We start from the raw sequence: 19,840 nt of genomic DNA on the forward strand, positions 1-19,840 counted from the left end.
TTCCCACACTGGTACCGGCCCCGGGGGTGAAGGGGGAGGCGGGCGCACATGAGAATCAGCCGGGCTCGGTTCCTGGCCATGGCTTCGGCCGCGGTCGGCACGCTCCTGCTGCCGACGACCAGAGCGGCGGCGATGATCCGAATCGTCCACGGCGAACGGACGCCACCGTGCGGCGGCCGCAGCCACATCGGATCGTCCACGAAGTCGCCGTGGGCCGACCGTTGACCGGCCGACCGCGCCCCGACCCCTCGTGTGGGGCCGGGGCGCGTCGCTCTGCGCGGGGTCAGTGCCCCTGGCAGCAGGAACCACCGCGGGTCCGGCCCGCACCCAGTGCGCCCATGCGCGTCGCCGCCTCGGCTCGGGCCCGTCCCGTCTGCGATCCAGCGTCGTTGCGTCCGGACCTGGTGGGCGACGCGGCGGTCGACCTGCTGATCGCCGTCATCAGGCGCCCGCAGCGGCGTGGACCGGCGCCGGCTCGTGCAACCGGTGCTGCTTCCTCGACGGTCCACACGGCGGGCGGTGCGACAAAGGAGCGGCACACCGTGACCGCACGATTCCGGAACGCGGCCGGTTGAGGGGGGTGTGCGGTGGCGGGATGCTGGAGGCAGCGCCCGTGAGGGGCGACGCAGTGCTGTGCTGTGCGGCTGCATGAACGAGGTCGTGGTACCGCCATGGATAACGAGCCCGACGCCACCGCGGCAGCGAGGGGTGCGGGAGTACCTGAGGACTTCGCCGTCGTCATCGACACCCGCGGAGCCGTCATGGCGTGGGGCGCCGGGGCGGGGCGCCTGCTCGGGTACGACGCCGACGAGGTGATCGGCCGGCCGGCCGCCTACCTTCTGGCCGCGAAGCTGCCCATCGCGTTGCGGCGCCACCTTGCCGCCCGGGAGCCGTGGACGAGCGACGTGGCGCTGCGGAAACGCGACGGAGACCACGTCAAGCTGCAGCTCCGGGGCACCCCGCTGGCGGACGGGGGAGGTGGGACCCACTGGGTCGTCAGCCCGGCGGCGTGGACGTACCCCGCCGCGCCGGCCGATGCGGGGACGGCGGAGCTGTGGGACCTCACGCTCGCGCAGCTCCCGTTGCCCGTGGCGGTATACGACCACGAGGCACGGTTCGTGGCCTGCAACCAGGTGATGAGCCGTGCCATGGGGCTCACGCAGGAGGAGATGAGGGGCCTGACGCTGTGGGAGATCTATCCCGTCCCGCCGCTGGACGAGATCGACCGCCTCCAGCGGCAGGTGGTGCGCACCGGTGAGATGGTCTTCCGCGAGGAGCAGCCTTTTCGGGCGTCCGGGGAGGTCCGCGATCACGCGTGGTCGGTCTATCTGTCACCGCTGAAGGACCGGGCGGGCGCGGTGCTGGGACTGTCGGCCGTGGTGATCGACATCACCGAGCAGTACTGGGCCCGCCGCCGCCTCGCGGTGCTCAACGAGGCCAGCACGCGCATCGGCAGCTCCCTGGACGTGACCCGGACAACCGAGGAACTCGCCGAGGTGGCGGTGGCCGGCTTCGCCGACTTCGTCACCGTCGACCTGCTGGAGTCGGTCGTCCAGGGACACGAGCCGCAACCGATCCCGCTCGACACGCAAGTGCAATGCCGTCGGATCGCGCAACGCTCGGTGCTCGCGGGTTGCCCGGAATCCGTGGTGCGGGCGGGCGACCTCGACGCCTACCCTCCCGGCTCCCCGCCTGCCCGGGCGCTGAGCACCGGCCAGGGTGCCCACTACCGTGCCGGCGACCCGGAGCTGCGCGGGTGGGCGACGGCCTCCCCGGCCCGTGCCGAGAGCATGCGACGGTTCAGGATCCATTCGGTGATGATGGTGCCGCTGCGAGCCCGGGGCGTCACCCTGGGCGTGATGCACCTGCTGCGGCACCGTACGGCGGACCCCTTCGGCGAGGACGATCTGGTGCTTGCCGAGGAGATCGCCGCCAGGGCCGCGGTGAGTATCGACAACGCCCGCCGCTACACCCGGGAACGCCGGACCGCGATCACTCTCCAGCGCAGTCTGCTGCCCGAGCGGCTGCCACGAGCGCAGGCGGTGGACCTTGCCTACCGGTACATTCCCGCCGGTGCGGGGGACGAGATCTGCGGAGACTGGTTCGACGTCATCGCGCTGTCCGGGGGACGGGTCGCGCTGGTGGTGGGCGACGTGGTCGGCCACGGCGTGCACGCCTCGGCCACGATGGGCCGCCTGCGCACCGCGGTACGGACCCTCGCCGACGCCGACTTCACGCCCGACGAGCTGCTCACCCGGCTGGACGACCTGGTCATCCGGCTCGACCGGGAGGAAGGCCCGGACACCCGGGGCCAGCCGGAAGGAGCCTCGGGAGAGGTCGGGGCGACCTGCCTCTACGCCGTCTACGACCCTGTCGCCGGCCACTGCGACATGGCCCGCGCCGGGCACCCTCCACCCGTACTGGTCACCCCCGACGGCACCGTACGAGTTCTGGACCTGCCCGCCGGGCCACCTCTGGGTCTGGGCGGACTGCCCTTCGAGGCAGCTCGATTCGAGGTGGGCGAGGGCAGCCTGCTCGCCCTTTACACCGACGGCCTGATCGAGGCGCCCGGCCGGGACATCGACGTCGGACTGGAGCTGCTCACCGAAGCGCTGCGCTGCTCTGCCGCCGGCCTGGAGGAAACCTGCGACGAGGTCATGCGCAAGGTACGGCCCGACCCGCCGGCCGACGACATCGTCCTGCTGCTGGCGCGCGCCTCCGGTCTCGGTGCGCACCAGGTCCGCGTCTGGCGACTGCCCGTGGACCCCGCGACCGTCGCCGGGGCCCGCCGGATGGCGAGCGAACAGCTGGCGGACTGGGGGCTGGCCGAGCTGGAGTTCGCCACCGAGCTGATCGTCAGCGAGCTGGTCACCAACGCCATCCGGTACGGCAGCGCCCCCATCGACCTGCGGCTCATCCGCGCCGACGTGCTCATCTGTGAAGTCTCCGACGGCAGCAGCACCGCCCCGCACCTGCGGCGGGCCAGGGTCTTCGACGAGGGCGGACGCGGACTGCTGCTCGTCGCGCAGGTGGCCGAGAGCTGGGGCAGCCGCCACACCGCCACCGGCAAGACGATCTGGGCCGAACAGTCTCTGCCTCGGTGACAGAGGAGAGGTGGGCCGCGGGGACCGCGCCGCAAGGTTACGGGCCGCAGAAGACTGAACGTGGGCATCGCCACGCGATGACAAGTTGCCTGCGCGGGGCGGGAGTCGGACTCATCGGACAGGCCCTGTACGTTGTAGCGCGCCCCCTTCATCCGCAGGCTTCAACGGCCGAGGAGGCTGTGAGGGAGTGCTCCCCGAGGTGATGAGGAGTCCAGGGAAGATGGAATTCGCCGAAGCCGTGGACACGGTTCTGCGGGACCTCCGGGCACAGTGCGCGGTGCAGCCGGAGATACGTTGGGATGACGGGTTCGGGATCACGCTCTGGGCCCCGGACGGTTCAGGCCAGGGCCTGACTCCACATCCGGACGGCACCACCGCGGAGTTGCTCGCGCACCTGGCGGATCAGGTGCAGGACTGGGCGGTGGAGGCCCTGTGGTCCGAAGGTGTGTCGGCGGTCTGGCCACAGTGCCCGACACACCCGGACACCCATCCGCTGTCGGCGACTCTCCGCGCGGACGCGGCGGTGTGGGTATGCCCCAAGCGCGGAACGACGGTGGCGCGTATCGGGGAACTGAAGACCCGGTAGAGCGGTTCGAATTCAGTACGAGTCTGCGTGCGGGGCGCGGTTCCGCACGTCGGCCAGGTGCCGTGTGATCGCCTGCCGCCCCGCGTCGTTCGCCGGTGTCCTCAGGCCATGGCCAGCACGGCGGAGATCAGAGCCCGCAGGCAGACCGTTTCGGCGTCCTCGTCCGGCAGCGACAGGTGCTGCATCGTCAGCCCGTCGAAGCCCGCGAGGAAGAACCTCGCGATCGTCTCGGCGGGCTGGGCGAGCTGGTGGCCGGTGCGGGCGGCGGCCTCGCTGATCAGCTTCGCCGTCATGGTCAAGACGTCGCGGTAGTGACCTTGCAGGGCCTCCTGGAGATGGGGTGTGCGCAGGGCGAACATGGACAGTTCCGTGAGCAGTTGGTACGACGCCGGCTGTTCTAGCACGGTGTGCCACAGCGCCTCGGCAAGCGTGACGATCGTGTCCTCGAAGGCCGCGTCCGTGGGCGCCGCCCGCTCCACCTGGGTGACCAGGTCCTGGGTGAGCTGCTCCATGACGGCCCGGTACAGATCCTCCTTCGTGCCGAAGGTGTAGTGCACGGTCGCCTGAGCCACCCCGAGCTCGGCCGCGATGGCGCGAGTGCTGCCTGCCGCCACGCCCTCCCTGGCCATGAGGTCGATGGCGGCCTTGATCAGTTGGGGGCGGCGCTCCGCCGCGGACACATGAGCCATGTCGGCATCCTATGCGACTCAGTCTGGCGAACAGGTCGATCGACAAGGTCGGATTCCAGGCCCTGGACCGGCCGGACGTTTCAAGGTCTCCGATGGTTCCGTCAATCGACTGTGTCGGTCAACACGATCGACCGACATTGTCGAGTGACAATGTCGCCTGTACGGTTCTGACCAGCGACAGCCTGCGCCGAACGAAAGGCAAGCTCATGACCCACGAGATCCTGTGCGGAACCGAGCCGATCCCTCAGCGTCCCGCCCTGCCCCTGGTCGGCCACGCCTTCGACATCCCCGGTGGCGCCGACGGCCTGCTCTACGTGATGAAGGAGGCCAAGGAGCTGGGGCCGCTGTTCAAGCTCCGCATCTTCGGCAACGAGATCAACTTCGCCTCCGGCCTCGACCTGGTCACCGAGCTGGCGGACGAGAGCCGGTTCCGCAAGAACGTGCACCCCGACCTCGTGATCCTTCGCGAGATCGGCGGCGACGGGCTCTTCACCGCGTTCAACGACGAGCCCAACTGGCGCAAGGCGCACGACATCCTGATGCCGGCCTTCTCGCTCGGCGCGATGCGCGGCTACCACGCGACGATGCTCAAGGTGGCCCGGGAGCTGATCGGGAAGTGGGACCGGGCGGCCGGGCGGGAGCCCGTGGACGTGGCCGGCGACATGACGCGGCTGACGTTCGACACGATCGGCCTGTGCGGCTTCGGCTACGACTTCGACTCCTTCGGCCGCGAGGAGCCGCACCCCTTCGTCACCGCCCTGTCGCGAGCGCTCGGCTTCGCCCAGGCCAAGGGGGAGTCCATCCCGGGCGCGGAGCTGTTCAAGTGGAAGCAGGCCGAGCAGTTCCGCGCCGACGTGGGTCTGATGAAGGACCTGGTCGACGACGTGATCCGGGAGCGCCGGGCATCCGGAGACCCGAGCACCGACGACCTGCTCGGGCGCATGCTGCACACCCCGGACGCGGTGACGGGCGAGCCCCTGGACGACGTCAACATCCGTCACCAGGCGATCACGTTCCTCATCGCCGGGCACGAGACCACCAGCGGCGCCCTGTCCTTCGCCCTGTACTACCTGACCAAGCACCCCGAGGTCCTCGCCCGCGCCCAGGCCGAGGTCGACGCGCTGTGGGGCGACTTGGACGCCCCCGAGCCCGACTACGGGGACATCGGCAAGCTGACGTACATCCGCCAGGTTCTCAACGAGGGCCTGCGGCTGTGGCCGACGGCGCCCGCGTACGCCGTGGAGCCGCTTCAGGACACCGTCATCGGCGGGAAGTACGCCATGCGCAAGGGCGAGTCGATCCAGGTGCTCATCCCGCAACTGCACCGGGACCCTGCCTGGGGCGAGAACGTCGAGCTGTTCGATCCCGACCGGTTCCTGCCCGAGCGGGAGGAGGAGCGGCCGGTCCACCTGTTCAAGCCGTTCGGCAGCGGCGAACGCGCCTGCATCGGCCGCCAGTTCGCGCTGCACGAGGCGACGCTGGTCCTCGCGCTGCTGATCCACCGCTACCGCCTGATCGACCACACCAACTACCAGCTGAAGATCAAGCAGTCGCTCACCCTCAAGCCCGACGAGTTCACCCTGAACCTGGCCCGACGTGCCGCCGGGGAGCGCCGCCTGCCCGCCGCCGCGGCCGTCGTCGCGAGCAGCGCTCCCGCCGGTCAGGACGGACCCGGCGTCCGGCGCGCAACCGGCACCGCGCTGACCCTCCTGCACGGCTCCAACCTGGGCACCTGCGCCGGCATCGCCCGCGACCTGGCGGCCGACGGCGACGAGCACGGCTTCGCCCCGTCCGTCGCCCCCCTCGACGACGCCGTGGGCAAACTCTCCGCCGGCGACGGACCGGTGGTGATCGTGGCCGCCTCCTACAACGGCAGGCCCACCGACGACGCCACGGAATTCGTCACCTGGCTGGAGGGCCTGGAGCCCGGCGCGCTCGACGGCCTCCAGTACGCCGTACTCGGCGTCGGCGACCGCAACTGGGCCGCCACCTACCAGCGCGTCCCCACCTTCATCGACGAGAAGCTCACCGCCGCGGGCGCCACCCCGCTGCTGGAGCGCGGCGCCGCGGACGCCGCCGGTGACTTCGCCGGCACGGTGGACCGGTGGACCGGCGACCTGTGGACCGTCCTGCTGGAGCGGTACGGAGCCGCCGCAGCGGCGCAGGAGCCGGCCGCTGACGAGGAGGCAGGACTCTACGAGTTGGAGGACGCGACCGACTCGGTCATCGGCGGCCTCGCGGCACGCCACGGCGTACAGCCGATGGAGGTGCTCGACGCGTACGAACTCGTCGACATGGACAACGGGTTGGGCCGCTCCAAGCGATTCCTGAGGCTGCGGCTGCCCGAGGGCGTCACCTACCGCACCGGCGACCACCTGGCCGTGCTGCCCAGCAACCCGGACGCCCTCGTACGGCGGGTGGCCGACCGCTTCGGCCTCGACCTGGACCGCACGGTGCGACTGCGCGCCCGTCGCCGCAGCCGGGGCGCCCTGCCCGTCGACCGGCCGCTGACCCTGCGCCGCCTGCTGACCGACTTCGTGGAACTGCAGGACGCGGCCACCCAGGATCAGGTCGCCGTGCTCGCGGAGCACACCGCCTGCCCGCCCGAGAAGCGGCCCCTGGCCGAACTCGCGGCGGCGGACCCGGAGGCCTTCCGCGAGCAGGTGACCGCCACCGGACGCAGCGTCCTGGACCTGCTGGACCGCTACCGCGCCTGCGAGCTGCCCTTCGAACGCTTCCTGGAACTGCTGCCCGTCCTGCGCCCGCGCCACTACTCCATCTCCTCGTCCGCCGAAGCGGCACCGGGCGAGGTCGACCTGATGGTGTCGCTGCTCGCCGCGCCGCACCGGGGCGGCGAGGGCACGTTCCACGGCATCGCCTCGCACTACCTCCAGACCGTGCACGCCGGTGACACCGTCCAGGCCAGGGTGCTGCCCTGCGCCGAGGACTTCCGCCTGCCCCGGGACCAGTCGGTGCCGGTGATCCTGGTCAGCGCGGGCACCGGTCTTGCGCCCTTCCGCGGTGCCGTCCTCGACCGCCACCACACCCGGTCGACCGGAACGCTGCTGTGCTACTTCGGCTGCGACCACCCCGACGTCGACTACCTCCACCGTGCCGAGTTGGAGACGGCCGAGGCGGCCGGAGCCGTCAGCATGCGACCCACCTTCTCTTGCGCCCCCGAGGACGGTGCCCGCTTCGTCCAGGACCGCATCGCGAAGGAGAGCGACGAGGTCTGGGCGGTACTGGAGGCCGGCGGGCGCGTCCACGTCTGCGGAGACGGCCGTCGCATGGCCCCGGCGGTGCGCGAGGCGCTCAGGGAGATCTACCGCGACCGCACGGGCGCGGGCGCTGAGGAGGCCACCGCCTGGCTGGCCGCTCTGACCGAGTCCGGCCACTACGTGGAAGACGTCTGGGCCGGCTGACCACCGCAGGGCGTCCATCACACCCAACCCGACCCGACTCGTGAGGCTCTCATGCTTGTTGCACACTCGGCGCCGCGCAGAGGAACGGCGGTAGTCCCCAACTCCTCGCAGAGGAGCGTCCGGTGAACGCGCGTGGCGCCTCCGCCCTGACCTTCGGGGTGGCGGTGGCGCTCATCGCCGGAGTCACCCTCGGCAACGGCGGCGCGAACGTGATGCCCGTCTTCGTCGACGACTTCGCCACCCGCTTCGGACTCTCCGACTCCGGCGCCGGGATCGTGGCCGCGACCCAACTGATGGCCACGGCGGTGGTGACGCTGCTGCTGGCCAAGCGGGCCGCGCGGCCGGGCCGGGTGCGGATGACCCGCCTGGGCCTCGCCCTCGCGGGAGCCGGCTTCCTCGGAGCGGCGGCGGCCGTCGACCCGGTGACCCTGATCCTGGCCAACCTGGCCCTCGGCGCGGGGCTCGGCGCGGTCTACGCGGCCGCCATGGCGGCGCTCGCCGCCACCGACGACGCGGACAAGGCGTCCGCCGTCACCATCTGCGGTGTGGTCGGCGTGACAGCACTGCTGATCATGGGCGTCCCCGCGGCCAACCACGACGTCGGGGAGGGCACCGGCTTCCTGCTCATGGCGCTGTGCTGTCTCGCCGCCTGGCCACTGGTACGACGGCTCCCGGACGGTCCCGCCACAGCGGACACCGGGCCCGTCGGCAGGGCGGGGACGACCGCGGGCAAGCCGTCCGTGGTGCTGCTCCTCGGGACCGCGCTGCTGTGGACCGTCACCCAGGGCGCGTGGTCGTACGCCTCGGTCCTCGGCCGTCAGCACACCGGGATGTCCCACTCGGCCGTGTCGACGGTCCTCGCGATCTCCAGCGTCGTGGCGCTCGCCGGCGCGGTGGTGGGCCCGGTTGCGGCTCGGCGCTTCGGGCGGATGCGGTCCATGGCCGCCTTCGTCACGGCACAGGCCCTCGCGATGGCGCTCCTGGTCCTCACTCACGACCCCGTGCTCTTCACCGTCGCGGCTGTCCTCTGGCAGGCCTGCCAACTGGCCGTCCTGGTGCAGATGCTCGCCGCCGCCGCGCTCATCGACCCGACCGGACGCCTGGTCGCCTCCCTCAGTGGCGCGGGCGCCCTGGGCACCGGCATCGGACCCCTGGCCGTCGGAGCCGTCCTCGACGCCGCCGGGGCCGACGTACTCGGCATCGTCCTCGCACTCGGCACCGCCGTCGCCTCCCTGCCCCTGCTCCGGATGACGGTGGCCGGCACGGCGGCATCGCCCGAGAAGGGGCTCGCACCCTTCTCCTCCACCGAGACCGGGTGAGCACTTCAGCCGGGTCGTCCGACACGGCCGAGGGCGTGGCCGGGCATCAGCGGCCCGCCGCTGGCCGCTGCGGTCCCCTCTGTGGCCGCAGGGGTCAGTTCCCGCTGGTCGCCGGGTGCATAGGTTCCCGGCAAACAACATCTGAGACATCCCAGAAAGGAGGCGGACTGGTGAGTGAGAACCAGTACGACACCTGTGTGATCGGTGCCGGACCCGCGGGCCTGGCGGTCGCGAGGGCGCTGGCCGAGCGCGGCCTGCCGTACACGCACATCGAGCGCCACACCGGACCGGGCGGGCTGTGGGACATCGACAACCCGGGCAGTCCGATGTACGAGTCGGCCCACTTCATCTCCAGCAAGACGCTCTCCGGCTTCGGTGGCTATCCGATGCCGGACCACTTCGCCGACTACCCGCCGCACCGGCAGATCCTGTCCTACCTGACGTCGTTCGCCGAGGCGTACGGACTGCGGGACCGGATCGAGTTCGGCACCGAGGTCCGCGGCGTGGCGAAGAACCCGGACGGCACCTGGACGGTCACCCGGGCCGACGGCCGGGCCAGCATGCACCGGCAGGTCGTGGTGTGTACGGGGGCGCAGTGGCACCCCAACCTCCCCGACCTGCCCGGCGACTTCACCGGCGAGGTCCGCCACACGGTCACCTACCGCAGCAGCGCCGAACTGCGGGGCAAGCGGGTGCTGGTGGTGGGCGCGGGGAACTCCGGGCTGGACATCGCCTGCGACGCGGCGCGGGCCGCCGATCACGCGGCGATCAGCATGCGCCGCGGTTACTGGTTCATACCGAAGCATCTGTTCGGCCGGCCCGTGGACACCATCGCCGCGGGCGGACCCCACCTGCCGATGTGGGCGCAGCAGAAGCTGTTCGGCGGGCTGCTGCGGCTCCTCAACGGCGACCCGCGCAGGCTCGGCCTGCAAAAGCCCGACCACAAGCTGTTCGAGACCCACCCCGCCCTCAACTCGCTGCTGATCCACCACCTCCAGCACGGGGACATCACGGCCAAGCCCGGCATCGCGCGCACCGAGGGCCGGACGGTGCACTTCACCGACGGCACCAGCGACGACTTCGATCTGATCCTGCTGGCCACGGGATACGTCCACAAAGTCCCCGTCGCGCAGAAGTACTTCGGCGACGAGCAGCACCCCGACCTCTACCTGTCCTCGTTCTCCCGCGAGCACGAGGGCCTGTTCGGTGTCGGGTTCGTGGAGACCAACTCCGGTGCCTACCAACTCTTCGACGGGCAGGCCCAGTTGATCGCTTCCTTCATCCGGGACACGCAGGCCGGGCTGCCGACGGCCGAGCGGTTCGCCCGCATGATCCGCGCCGACCGGCCCGATCTGTCCGGCGGACTGAAGTTCGTCGACTCGCCGCGCCACACCGGCTACGTCCACAGCGAGGCCTTCGTGAAGTACCTCGGCAAGGTCGCCGAAGGGATGGGCTGGCGTACCGCGGGCCTGCCGCCTCGGGCGACGTCGCCGCGACAGGAGGCGGTGGCGTCATGACGTACGACTTCCGTGACAAGGTCATCCTGGTGACCGGCGGCGCAGGAGGCATCGGCAGCGCCCTGTGCCACCGTTTCGCCGCAGGCGGTGCCCGGCTCGTCGTGGTCGACATCGACGAAGCGCGGGCCAGGCGGACCGCCAGCGAGCTGCCGGGGAGCGGGCACGTGGGGCTCGGCTGCGACCTGCTGGACCGCGCCGGGGTGGAGCGGATGCTCGACGGCGTCGCGGCCACCCACGGCCGGATCGACGTCCTCGTGAACAACGTGGGCATGACCAGCTCCGAACGGTTCGACGCGCGCAGCGTCGAGAGCATCGAGCTGGAGATCGACCTCAACCTGGTCTCCCCACTGGTCACCACCCGGCTCGCCATCCCGCTGCTGCGGGCCTCCGGCGACCCCCGGGTGATCACGACCGTGTCCCTCGGCGGGATCTTTCCGCTGGGCGAGACCCCCGTCTACACCGCCTCGAAGTTCGGGCTGCGGGGCGCGATGCTCGCCATCGGGCTGGATCTGCGGGGCAAGGGCATACAGGCGGGTTCGGTGCTGCCGTCGGCGACCGACACCCGGATGCTCCGTCAGGAAGCCGTCGAGGGCGGGAACTCCATGCAGTTCCAGGACGCGCCGCAGCAGCCGTCCGATGTCGTCAGAGCGGCTGTGAGCCTGCTGGACAGACCGCGCCTGGAGGCCTACGTCAGGCCCGGTGAGTCACGGCTGGTGCGGTGTGCGCTGCTGGCGCCGAACCTGCTGCCCCGGCTCTTCCCGCTGTTCCGCAAACGGGGTGAGCGAGGCATGGCCCGCTATCTGGAGGACCTGCGCCGCAGGGGACTGGCCCGTCAGGTCGGCGGCCGGTGGGAACTGGTGGAGGAAGCATGAGCGGGGCGCACCTCACCGCTTACGAGGAGACGCTCGACGTCGTCAACCCCGCGACGGGCGAGCTGATCACGACCGTCACCGCGGCGAGCGAACAAGACGTCGCGCTGGCCGCCGAGCGGGCGCACAAGGTCTTCGAGAGCGGCGTCTGGGCCGGCCGGTCCCCGCGGGAGCGGGCCGCTGTGCTGCTGCGCCTCGCCGGTCTCATGGAGCGCGACGCCGAGTTGCTGGCCCGGCTGGACTGCGAGGACGCGGGCAAGCCGATCACGGAGTGCCGTACCGGCGACGTGCCCGCCGCGATCGAGTCGATCCGCTGGTTCGCGGAGGCGGCCGACAAGGTCTTCGGCCGCGTCGCCCCCACCGGTCACGAGAGCCTGGGCCTGGTGAGCCGCGAACCGGTCGGGGTGGCCGCCGCGATCCTGCCCTGGAACTATCCGCTGGCGATGGCCGCCTGGAAGGTCGGGCCCGCGCTCGCCACGGGCAACTCCCTGCTGCTCAAGCCCGCCGAGGCCACCCCTCGCTCCACCCTGCACATGGCCGCGCTGGCGGCCGAGGCGGGCCTGCCGGACGGTGTGCTCACCGTGCTGCCCGGCCACGGCACCGTCACCGGTACGGCGCTCGCCCGCAACCCCCTCGTGCGCGCACTGTCGTTCACCGGATCCACGGGTACGGGACGCCGCATCCTGGCGGCCGCGGCGGAGACCAACTTCAAGCGGGTCTCCTTGGAGATGGGCGGCAAGAGCCCTCAGGTTCTGATGCCGGACGCGCTCGAGTACGGCGACGAACTGATCGACAACATGATCGAGGCCGCGTTCCTGACCATGGGGCAGAACTGCACCGCCGGCTCCCGCGTCCTGGTCCACCACAGCATCGCCGAGGAGGTGTTGGACCGGTTCACCCGGGCCGCGAAGAGCCTCACCATAGGCGACCCCGCCGACGCCCGCACCCAGGTGGGGCCGCTCATCAGCCGTACCGCCTTCGACCGGGTCGCGGCGGCGGTGGACGGCGCCCGCTCCGCCGGAGCCCACATCCACACCGGCGGGCTGCCGCACGGTCTGCCGGCGCGCGGCGCCTACTACCCGCCCACCGTGATCAGCCGGGTCCCGGCGGGCAGCGACGTACTCACCAAGGAACTGTTCGGCCCGGTCGTCACCGTCCAGACGTTCGCCTCCGAGGACGAGGCGCTGAGGTTGGCGAACGGCACCGAATACGGGCTCGCCGCCTCGGTGTGGACCCGTGACCTCGACGCCGCGCTCCGGCTCGCGCGGGGCATCGAAGCCGGGGTGGTCTCCGTCAACGCCTACAGCGAAGGCGACATCACCACGCCCTTCGGCGGCTGGAAGCAATCAGGGTTCGGCGGCGCGGAGAAGTCCACCGACGCCTTCGCACAGTGGACCAGGGAGAAGACCATCTGGATACGCACGCGTTGACCCGGTGACCCAGTGGCCGGCTAATGCGCGGGGGCACTCCCGTCACTGCTCCATGCCCTCCTCGCGCAGCCGCGCCGGGGTCACCCCGTGCCAGCGATGCACCGCCCGCCGCAGTGCCCGCACGTCGGAGAAACCCGCCTGGCGGGCGATGTCCCGCAGGGTCAGCTCGGGCCGGCGCAGCAGCTGCTCGACCCGCTCGCGGCGCACTCCGTCGACGACCGCCTCGTACGTCGTGCCGCACTCGGCCAGCCGACGGCGCAGCGTGCGCTCACTGGAGGCGTGCCGTCGGGCCTGCTCGACGAAGGACGGAACGTCGGGCAGGCTCTGCGCGATCGAGATCTCCAGCACCTCCAGCAGCTCCTGCTGATCGCGCCTCGACGCCACCTGCTCCGCCAGCAGCTCCACGACACCGGTGTAGGTGACCCGGTCGCGGCCCGGCATCGGCCGCCCGGCCCATGCCGTGGGGAACACCAGGCGGTTCTCGGCGGCGTCGAACCGTACCGGGCACCGGAACAGCTCGGTGAACGGTCCGGTGTCGCGCGGGGCGGGAAAGGCGAACTCGACGCTCTGGGGGGCGAATTCGTCCCCGGAGCTCAGCCGTGTGAGGGCGACGACGCTGGCGAACGCCTCCTCCGCCAGGAAGACCGCGACCGCCGGATCGAGGGCGGGGTCGGGCAGCGCGGCCCGCAGCACATAGCCGGCTTCCTCCTGGCCGGCCGACCAGACGACCATCGCCCCGGACAGGTTCTGGAAGCGCACGCCCGTCTCGATGGCCTCCCGGATGGTCTCCGCGGCCATCTGGGCGAACCCCAGGAGACCCCAGGAGGTCAGATGCTGCGCGGCACCGACCCGCAGGCCCAGGTGAGCGTCGCCGGTGAGCTCCAGCGCACGCCGGATGACGGCACTGCCCTGGCGGTAGGAGACCCGCAGCGCCGCCGAGCCCATCATCGCCTCGTCCAGCCCGACCCGGCTCAGCTCGGGCCGGAGGTCGACGCCGTACCCGTCGGTGACGGGCGTCAGGCAGCGCAGGATGTTCGGCGCGATGGTCGCCGAAGTGCTGCGGCTGGTCCCCGGCGACTGTGCCGGGGCGGGGCTGTCGGACATGGCGTTCCTCGTGACCGGGCTTTGCTCGCTGTGCCCACAGTAGAAGGGTCCTGTCCGAGGCCCCCCGCCCGGGAGCCTCTCCGGGCGGGCACCGGCCTCACCTCAGGACGTCGTACCGGTCACCGTGCCTCCCGACTTGGGGCTCGCGGCCCACGTCGCCGATGGCTCCGGCGTCCGTGGATCGGCATCGCGGGCAGAATGGCTGCGTGCCCCCTTTCGACCAGCTCCGTTTCCAGCTGCTCCGTGGCGCCCGAGCCGACGCCGCACTGGCCCTCGGGACGTTCGCGTTGGTCGCGGTCGCGGAGGTGCAGCTGCTGCGGAGCGCGGGGGGCTCGACGCCTTCGCTCGTCGTGTCCTGGCTGCTGATCGCCGCGGTGTGCGCGGCCCTGCTGTTGCGGCGCCGGTACCCGGTGGCGGTGGGCTGGTTCACGGCCTTGGCCACGGGCGGCTACCACCTGTTGAGCGAGACGGACGGTCCGCTGGTCGTGGTGCCGATCGTGGCGCTGTACGCCATCGCGGCCCATGGCCGGCTGCAGGCCGCCGTCGCTATCGCGGCGGCCATGGTGATCGGCATGTCCGCGGGCACCTTCGCGGGCAGCAGCGACATCGGCGGCACAGCGGTGTTCATGCTCGCCGGCTGGCTGGTCGCCGTCGTGGCTCTCGGCACGGTGCGGCACGGCCGGGCGGCCTACGCCGAGGAGGAGGCCCGGCTGCGGGCCACCGAGGAGCGGCTGCGGATCGCCCGCGAGCTGCACGACGTGATCGGACACAACGTCTCGATGATCAACGTGCAGGCCGGTGCGGCGCTGCATCGGCTGAACAAGGATCCCGCGCAGGCCGAGGAGGCGCTCGGCGCGATCAAAGCGGGCAGCCGGGAGACCCTGCGGGAACTCCGGGCCACCCTCGGGGTGCTGCGCCGGGTCGACGAGGAAGCGCCCACGGCACCGGCGCCGGGACTGGCCCGGGTGGAGGAGCTGGCGGCTTCTGCGAAACCGGCGGGGCTCACGGTGCGGATCGAACGCACCGGCGCGGAACGCCCGCTGCCCGCCCCGGTCGACCTGGCCGCCTACCGGATCGTGCAGGAGTCACTGACCAACGCCGCCAAGCACGGCGGAGCCGGGCGGGTCTCCGTCCGGCTCCACTTCGGAGACGAGGAGCTGGCCCTGAGCGTCGAGGACGACGGCCGGGGCGCGGCGGCCGGCCCGGTACTGGCCGGTGACGGCAGCGGGATCGCCGGCATGACCGAGCGGGCGCGGACACTGGGCGGCGAGCTGGCCGCGGGTGCGCGGCCCGAGGGCGGATTCGCGGTGCGGGCCCGGCTGCCGTACGGGGCCACTGGACAACCGATGGAGGAGAGCGACCGATGATCAGGGTCCTGCTGGCGGACGACCAGAGGCTGGTGCGGGCCGGGTTCCGGTCGATCCTCGCGGACGAGGACGACATCGAGGTGGTGGGCGAGGCCGCGGAGGGGCAGGCCGCGATCTCGGCCTGCCGCGAACTCGAGCCGGACGTGGTCCTGATGGACATCCGGATGCCGGGGATGGACGGCCTGGAAGCCTCCCGGGCGATCGCCGCGGACGAGCGGCTGGCGTCGGTGAAGGTGGTCATCCTGACGACCTTCGATCTGGACGACTACGTGTACGGGGCACTGCGCGCCGGGGCGACGGGCTTTCTGGTGAAGGACACGGACCCGGAGGAACTGCTGCAGGCGGTGCGGGTCGCCGCCCGCGGTGACGCACTGATCAGCCCGTCGGTCACCCGGCGGCTCATCGCCGAGTTCGCGGGCCGGGTGAAGGGCCCCGGGCCGGATGCCCGGCTCGACGCCCTCACCGAACGGGAGCGTGAGGTCATGCGGCTGGTCGCGGCGGGGCTCACGAACGACGAGATCGCGGTGCGCCTGGTGCTGGCACCGTCGACGGCGAAGACGCACGTCAGCCGGATCATGGCGAAGCTGGGGGCGCGGGACAGGTCGCAGGTCGTGGTGCTGGCGTACGAGTCCGGCCTGGTCAGCCCGGGCTGGCTGGCGGACTAGTACACGGCGGTCTCCTCGCGACTGCTGGGGTAGCGCACGGCGGCGGCGTACATCCCCTGGCGTACGACGGGTGTCGGCCGGAGACGGACGATTCGGCGCCCCTCGCGCAGGCACGATCGTGGCCATGAACGCACCCCTCTTCCCCGGGGCGGGCCGCGGCCGCGATCGTCGGCGCGCTCGTCGGGGCCGCCGCCGGAATTCTGCTGGTCTCGGCCGCCGGCGCGCTGGCCGTGGAGGTCGATGTCGTGTTCGCCGTCCTGGCGATCGGCCTGCCCGCGCTCTGCGGCGCCGTGGTGGGCGCGTTCGTCACGCCAGGCCACTCACCCTGAATCCGAGGAGTCACCCATGTCCTCCACCCGCGGCACAGCCGCGCCTCTTGCACCGCCCGCAGCGCCGGGCCGCCCGGACCGGCCGAGCGGGGGCCGGTTCGGATCCCTGGCCGGCTGGGCGCAGCGCCGCCGCTGGGCCGCCCTGCTGATCTGGGTGGCCGTGCTGGTCGCGGTCACGCTGGGATCGCAGGCCGCCGGCTCCGCGTACAAGAACGACTTCTCCCTGCCGGGCACCGATTCCCAGGCGGCCACCGACCTGTTCACGAAGCACGGCTCCGCCCAGGCCGGGGACAGCGTCGACATCGTCCTGAAGGACAGTCAGGGCATCGACGCCGCCAAGGCGGTCGTCGAGAAGACGCTGGCCGAGGTCGAACGGCTGCCGGGCGTCGCCGAGGTGCGCAGCCCGTACGCCGATGCCGCCGCCGTCTCCGAGGACGGCACGATCGCTTACGCCACCGTCACCCTCGACGCCAAGGCCGAGGCCATGCCGAAGGAGGACGTCACCGCGATCATCGACACCGCCAGGAGCGCCGAGGCGGACGGCCTGCGGGTCGAGGTCGGCGGCGAGGCCGTGCGGGGCGCCGAGGAGAAGGGGAGCCCGACCGCCGAACTGGCCGGCATCGGGGCCGCCCTGGTCATCCTCGGGCTGCTCTTCGGCTCCCTGGTGGCGGCCGCCGTGCCGCTGCTCACCGCCCTCTTCGCGGTCGGCTCCGCCCTCGGCCTGATCGTGCTCGCCTCGCACGTCTTCACCATCGCCGACTTCACGCCGCCCATCACGATGCTCGTCGGCCTGGGCGTAGGCGTCGACTACGCCCTGCTGATCTTCTACCGCTACCGGCACGAGCTCACCCAGGGCGCCGACCCGGCCGCGGCCGGCCGCAAGGCCCTGGACGCCGCGGCCCGCACGGTCTTCTTCGCCGGCTGCACCGTGATCATCGCCCTCCTCGGCCTGGTCGCGCTCGGCCTCGGCTCGCTGCAGGGCGTGGCCCTCGCCCTGGCACTGACCGTGCTGACCACCATGGCCGCCTCGCTGGTCCTGCTGCCCGCTCTGCTGGCGCTCTTCGGCAGGCGCATCCAGCGCCATGTGCTGGGGCACGCGGCCAGGACCGAGGCCAAGGGCAGGACCGAGGGCCGCCGCTGGCGGGCGCTGGCAGCGGCCGTGCAGCGCCGCCCGCTGCAGTCTCTGCTGGTCGCCGTCCTGGCCCTGCTGGCCCTGTCCGCACCGGCGCTCGGCATGCGCCTGGGCTTCGCCGACGCCGGCAACGACCCGAAAACAACCACCTCCAGGCAGGCGTACGACCTGCTCGCCGAAGGCTTCGGCCGGGGCTTCAACGGCCCGCTGGTGGTCGTGACACAGGGAGGCGAAGCAGCGGGCAAGGCCGTGCAGTCGGAGTTGGCCAGGACCGAGGGCGTGGCGGCGGTGAGCCCCGCGATGCCCTCCGAGGACGACGCCCTGTCCACCGTGATCGTCTACCCGAAGACGGCACCGCAGGACGAGGGCACCACCGACCTCCTGCACCGTCTGCGCGACGACGTGGCCCCGAAGGCGGAGCGCGACACCGGCGCCGAGATCCTCGTCGGCGGAGCCACCGCCGCCTCCCAGGACTTCGCGGACACGGTCTCCAGCCGGCTGCCCCTCTTCGTCGCCGTCGTGGTCGGCCTGTCGTCCCTGCTGCTGATGCTGGTCTTCCGGTCGATCCTGATCCCCGTGAAGGCGGCCCTGCTCAACCTGCTGTCGATCACCGCCGCGCTCGGCGCCATGACGCTCGTGTTCCAGCACGGCTTGTTCGGGGTGCAGCCCGGCCCGGTGGAAGCCTTCCTCCCCGTGCTGATCTTCGCGATCGTGTTCGGACTCTCCATGGACTACGAGGTGTTCCTGGTCTCGCGGATCCATGAGGAGTGGGAGCGTACGAAGGACCACTCCGTGGCCGTACGCGAAGGACTGGCCTCCACCGGAAAGGTGATCACGGCGGCGGGGGCCATCATGATCGTGGTGTTCGGCGCCTTCATGCTCAGTGCCGACCGGATGCTCCAGCAGTTCGGCCTCGGCCTCGCGGTGGCGATCCTGATGGACGCCGTCGTCATCCGCTGCCTGATCGTCCCGGCCCTCATGCAGCTGATGGGCAGGTGGGCGTGGTGGCTGCCCGCCCCGCTCGCCCGGCGGCTGCCCAAGGTGGCGCTCGAACGTCCCGCGGAAAGCTGACAATCTCACGCGGCGAAGGGCACCGCGCACAGCTCTCGGCCTGAGTCCCGGTCGAGAGCCGCGCGCAACCGCCCCCCTACGTGCTGATGAGGTCGGCCACCGCCCGCAGGCCGCCCTCGGTGAGGGCCGTGCGTTGTCGGTCCGCGCCGGTTCCGTCCTGAAGGAGTTGGTCGATCAGGGACGTGACCTCCCGGGTGTCGCCCGAGTCGGCGAGGGCGGGAGTGATGTGGACCAGGAGGTCGTGCAGCACCTCGCCGGCCGGACGGGTGTTGCCGTCCAGGTCGACGAGGGTGTCGCCCAGACCGTGCCGGGCGGCGTGCCACAGGCTCGCCCGCAGCAGCTCGGGGGCGCATTCGGGGACGGGGGCGCCGGCGGACACGGCGTCGAGTTCCGTCCGGACGAGGGCTCGGACGACGCCCGCGAGCTTCACCGCGTCGTCCACGCGCAACTGGACGTCCAGACACCGCACTTCGACGGTGGGGTACGGAGCCGAGAGCCGGGCCAGCCAGTACAGCTGCCCGATGTCCGAGATCAGCCCGCTTTTCAGCAGCCGCTGCACGCGCCGGTCGTAGTCGGCCACGTCGTGGAAGTGCGGGGGCATGCCGCTGACCGGCCAACGCCCGAAGACGACCGTGCGCCAGCTGGCGAATCCGGTGTCGTGGCCGTCCCAGAGAGGGGAGTTCGCCGACATCGCCGTGAGCGTCGGCAGCCAGACCCGCAGGCGGTTCATCAGCTGCAGGCCCTCCTCGCGGCTGGGCACCGCCACATGGACGTGCATGCCGTTGACCAGTTGCTCCGCCACCAGCTGCGGTGCCTGCGAGCGCATGGCGCGGTAGCGGGCCTTGTCGGTGACGGCCACAGGGCGGCTGTGCCGCAGCGGGGACGTCCCGCAGGGCGCGAGCCTGCACCCGTGCCGTTCGGCCGCCGTTCCGACGGCTTGCCGCAGGCGCATGAGATGGCCCCTGACCTCCTCCAGCGATTCGCACACCGGGGTGGCCACCTCGACCTGCGCCTGGAGCAGCTCGCTCTGCACCTCCTCATCGGCCACGAAGGGCGCGAGCCCCGCCGCGGCGCGCACCTTCTCGGCCAGCGGCACGGGCAGTCCCGTGGCCGGGTCGAGCAACAGGTACTCCTCTTCCACACCGATCGTCGTCATCGGCCGCCTTCTGTTCCGCCCCGTCGCCGGAGTTCCGATCCCACGCGGTGATCATCCGGTCACCCCCGACGGGTGCGCGC

At 71.8% G+C, this 19,840-nt stretch carries 14 protein-coding genes; 11 read left to right on the forward strand and 3 right to left on the reverse strand.

Annotated features, from left to right (window positions below; translation table 11 throughout):
- Window positions 1-48: 48 nt before the first annotated feature.
- From ACIRD7_RS14350 to ACIRD7_RS14360, 3 genes are all read left to right on the forward strand, one after another.
- Window positions 49-225 (forward strand): hypothetical protein, encoded by a 177-nt coding sequence (locus tag ACIRD7_RS14350; RefSeq protein ID WP_403453124.1) that lies wholly within the window; start codon window positions 49-51, stop codon window positions 223-225.
- Between the two features lie 446 nt (window positions 226-671).
- Entirely contained in the window at window positions 672-3,104 is a 2,433-nt protein-coding gene (locus ACIRD7_RS14355; RefSeq protein WP_403453125.1) for a SpoIIE family protein phosphatase, read from the forward strand.
- 220 nt (window positions 3,105-3,324) lie between these two features.
- Complete coding sequence (locus ACIRD7_RS14360; RefSeq protein WP_403453126.1) at window positions 3,325-3,690, forward strand: hypothetical protein; 366 nt, start codon at window positions 3,325-3,327, stop codon at window positions 3,688-3,690.
- Between the two features lie 101 nt (window positions 3,691-3,791).
- Here ACIRD7_RS14360 and ACIRD7_RS14365 read toward each other — a convergent pair whose 3' ends face one another.
- Window positions 3,792-4,379, reverse strand: coding sequence for a TetR/AcrR family transcriptional regulator (locus tag ACIRD7_RS14365; RefSeq protein ID WP_403453127.1), 588 nt, complete (start codon window positions 4,377-4,379; stop codon window positions 3,792-3,794).
- A gap of 206 nt (window positions 4,380-4,585) precedes the next feature.
- Between ACIRD7_RS14365 and ACIRD7_RS14370 the strand changes: the two genes are divergently transcribed.
- From ACIRD7_RS14370 to ACIRD7_RS14390, 5 genes are all read left to right on the forward strand, one after another.
- Window positions 4,586-7,801 carry a bifunctional cytochrome P450/NADPH--P450 reductase gene (locus ACIRD7_RS14370; protein WP_403453128.1) on the forward strand — a complete coding sequence of 1,072 codons (3,216 nt, stop codon included), beginning with the start codon at window positions 4,586-4,588 and terminating at the stop codon, window positions 7,799-7,801.
- A gap of 122 nt (window positions 7,802-7,923) precedes the next feature.
- Window positions 7,924-9,120 carry an MFS transporter gene (locus tag ACIRD7_RS14375; protein WP_403453129.1) on the forward strand — a complete coding sequence of 399 codons (1,197 nt, stop codon included), beginning with the start codon at window positions 7,924-7,926 and terminating at the stop codon, window positions 9,118-9,120.
- A gap of 170 nt (window positions 9,121-9,290) precedes the next feature.
- Entirely contained in the window at window positions 9,291-10,637 is a 1,347-nt protein-coding gene (locus ACIRD7_RS14380; RefSeq protein WP_403453130.1) for a flavin-containing monooxygenase, read from the forward strand.
- Entirely contained in the window at window positions 10,634-11,509 is an 876-nt protein-coding gene (locus ACIRD7_RS14385; protein WP_403453131.1) for an SDR family NAD(P)-dependent oxidoreductase, read from the forward strand. The genes ACIRD7_RS14380 and ACIRD7_RS14385 overlap by 4 nt, the downstream gene beginning before the upstream one ends.
- Window positions 11,506-12,936, forward strand: coding sequence for an aldehyde dehydrogenase family protein (locus ACIRD7_RS14390; RefSeq protein WP_403453132.1), 1,431 nt, complete (start codon window positions 11,506-11,508; stop codon window positions 12,934-12,936). Before ACIRD7_RS14385 ends, ACIRD7_RS14390 begins: the two co-directional genes overlap by 4 nt.
- Window positions 12,937-12,978: 42 nt before the next feature.
- On the opposite strand, the gene ACIRD7_RS14395 is transcribed toward ACIRD7_RS14390, so the two are convergent.
- Complete coding sequence (locus tag ACIRD7_RS14395; RefSeq protein ID WP_403453133.1) at window positions 12,979-14,040, reverse strand: AraC family transcriptional regulator; 1,062 nt, start codon at window positions 14,038-14,040, stop codon at window positions 12,979-12,981.
- Window positions 14,041-14,246: 206 nt separating this feature from the next.
- Between ACIRD7_RS14395 and ACIRD7_RS14400 the strand changes: the two genes are divergently transcribed.
- The 3 genes from ACIRD7_RS14400 (at window position 14,247) to ACIRD7_RS14410 (ending at window position 18,604) form a co-directional block, all read left to right on the forward strand.
- A complete protein-coding gene (locus ACIRD7_RS14400) occupies window positions 14,247-15,407 on the forward strand; it encodes a sensor histidine kinase (RefSeq protein WP_403453134.1) in 1,161 nt (386 codons plus the stop codon).
- Window positions 15,404-16,072, forward strand: a complete 669-nt coding sequence (locus ACIRD7_RS14405) for a response regulator (RefSeq protein WP_403453135.1) — start codon at window positions 15,404-15,406, stop codon at window positions 16,070-16,072. Before ACIRD7_RS14400 ends, ACIRD7_RS14405 begins: the two co-directional genes overlap by 4 nt.
- 345 nt (window positions 16,073-16,417) lie before the next feature.
- Window positions 16,418-18,604, forward strand: a complete 2,187-nt coding sequence (locus ACIRD7_RS14410) for an MMPL family transporter (protein WP_403453136.1) — start codon at window positions 16,418-16,420, stop codon at window positions 18,602-18,604.
- A 76-nt stretch (window positions 18,605-18,680) separates the two neighbouring features.
- On the opposite strand, the gene ACIRD7_RS14415 is transcribed toward ACIRD7_RS14410, so the two are convergent.
- Complete coding sequence (locus tag ACIRD7_RS14415; protein ID WP_403453137.1) at window positions 18,681-19,760, reverse strand: glutamate--cysteine ligase; 1,080 nt, start codon at window positions 19,758-19,760, stop codon at window positions 18,681-18,683.
- Window positions 19,761-19,840 lie beyond the last annotated feature (80 nt).

This window comes from Streptomyces sp. NPDC093568 (assembly GCF_044764945.1).
Classification (GTDB): domain Bacteria; phylum Actinomycetota; class Actinomycetes; order Streptomycetales; family Streptomycetaceae; genus Streptomyces.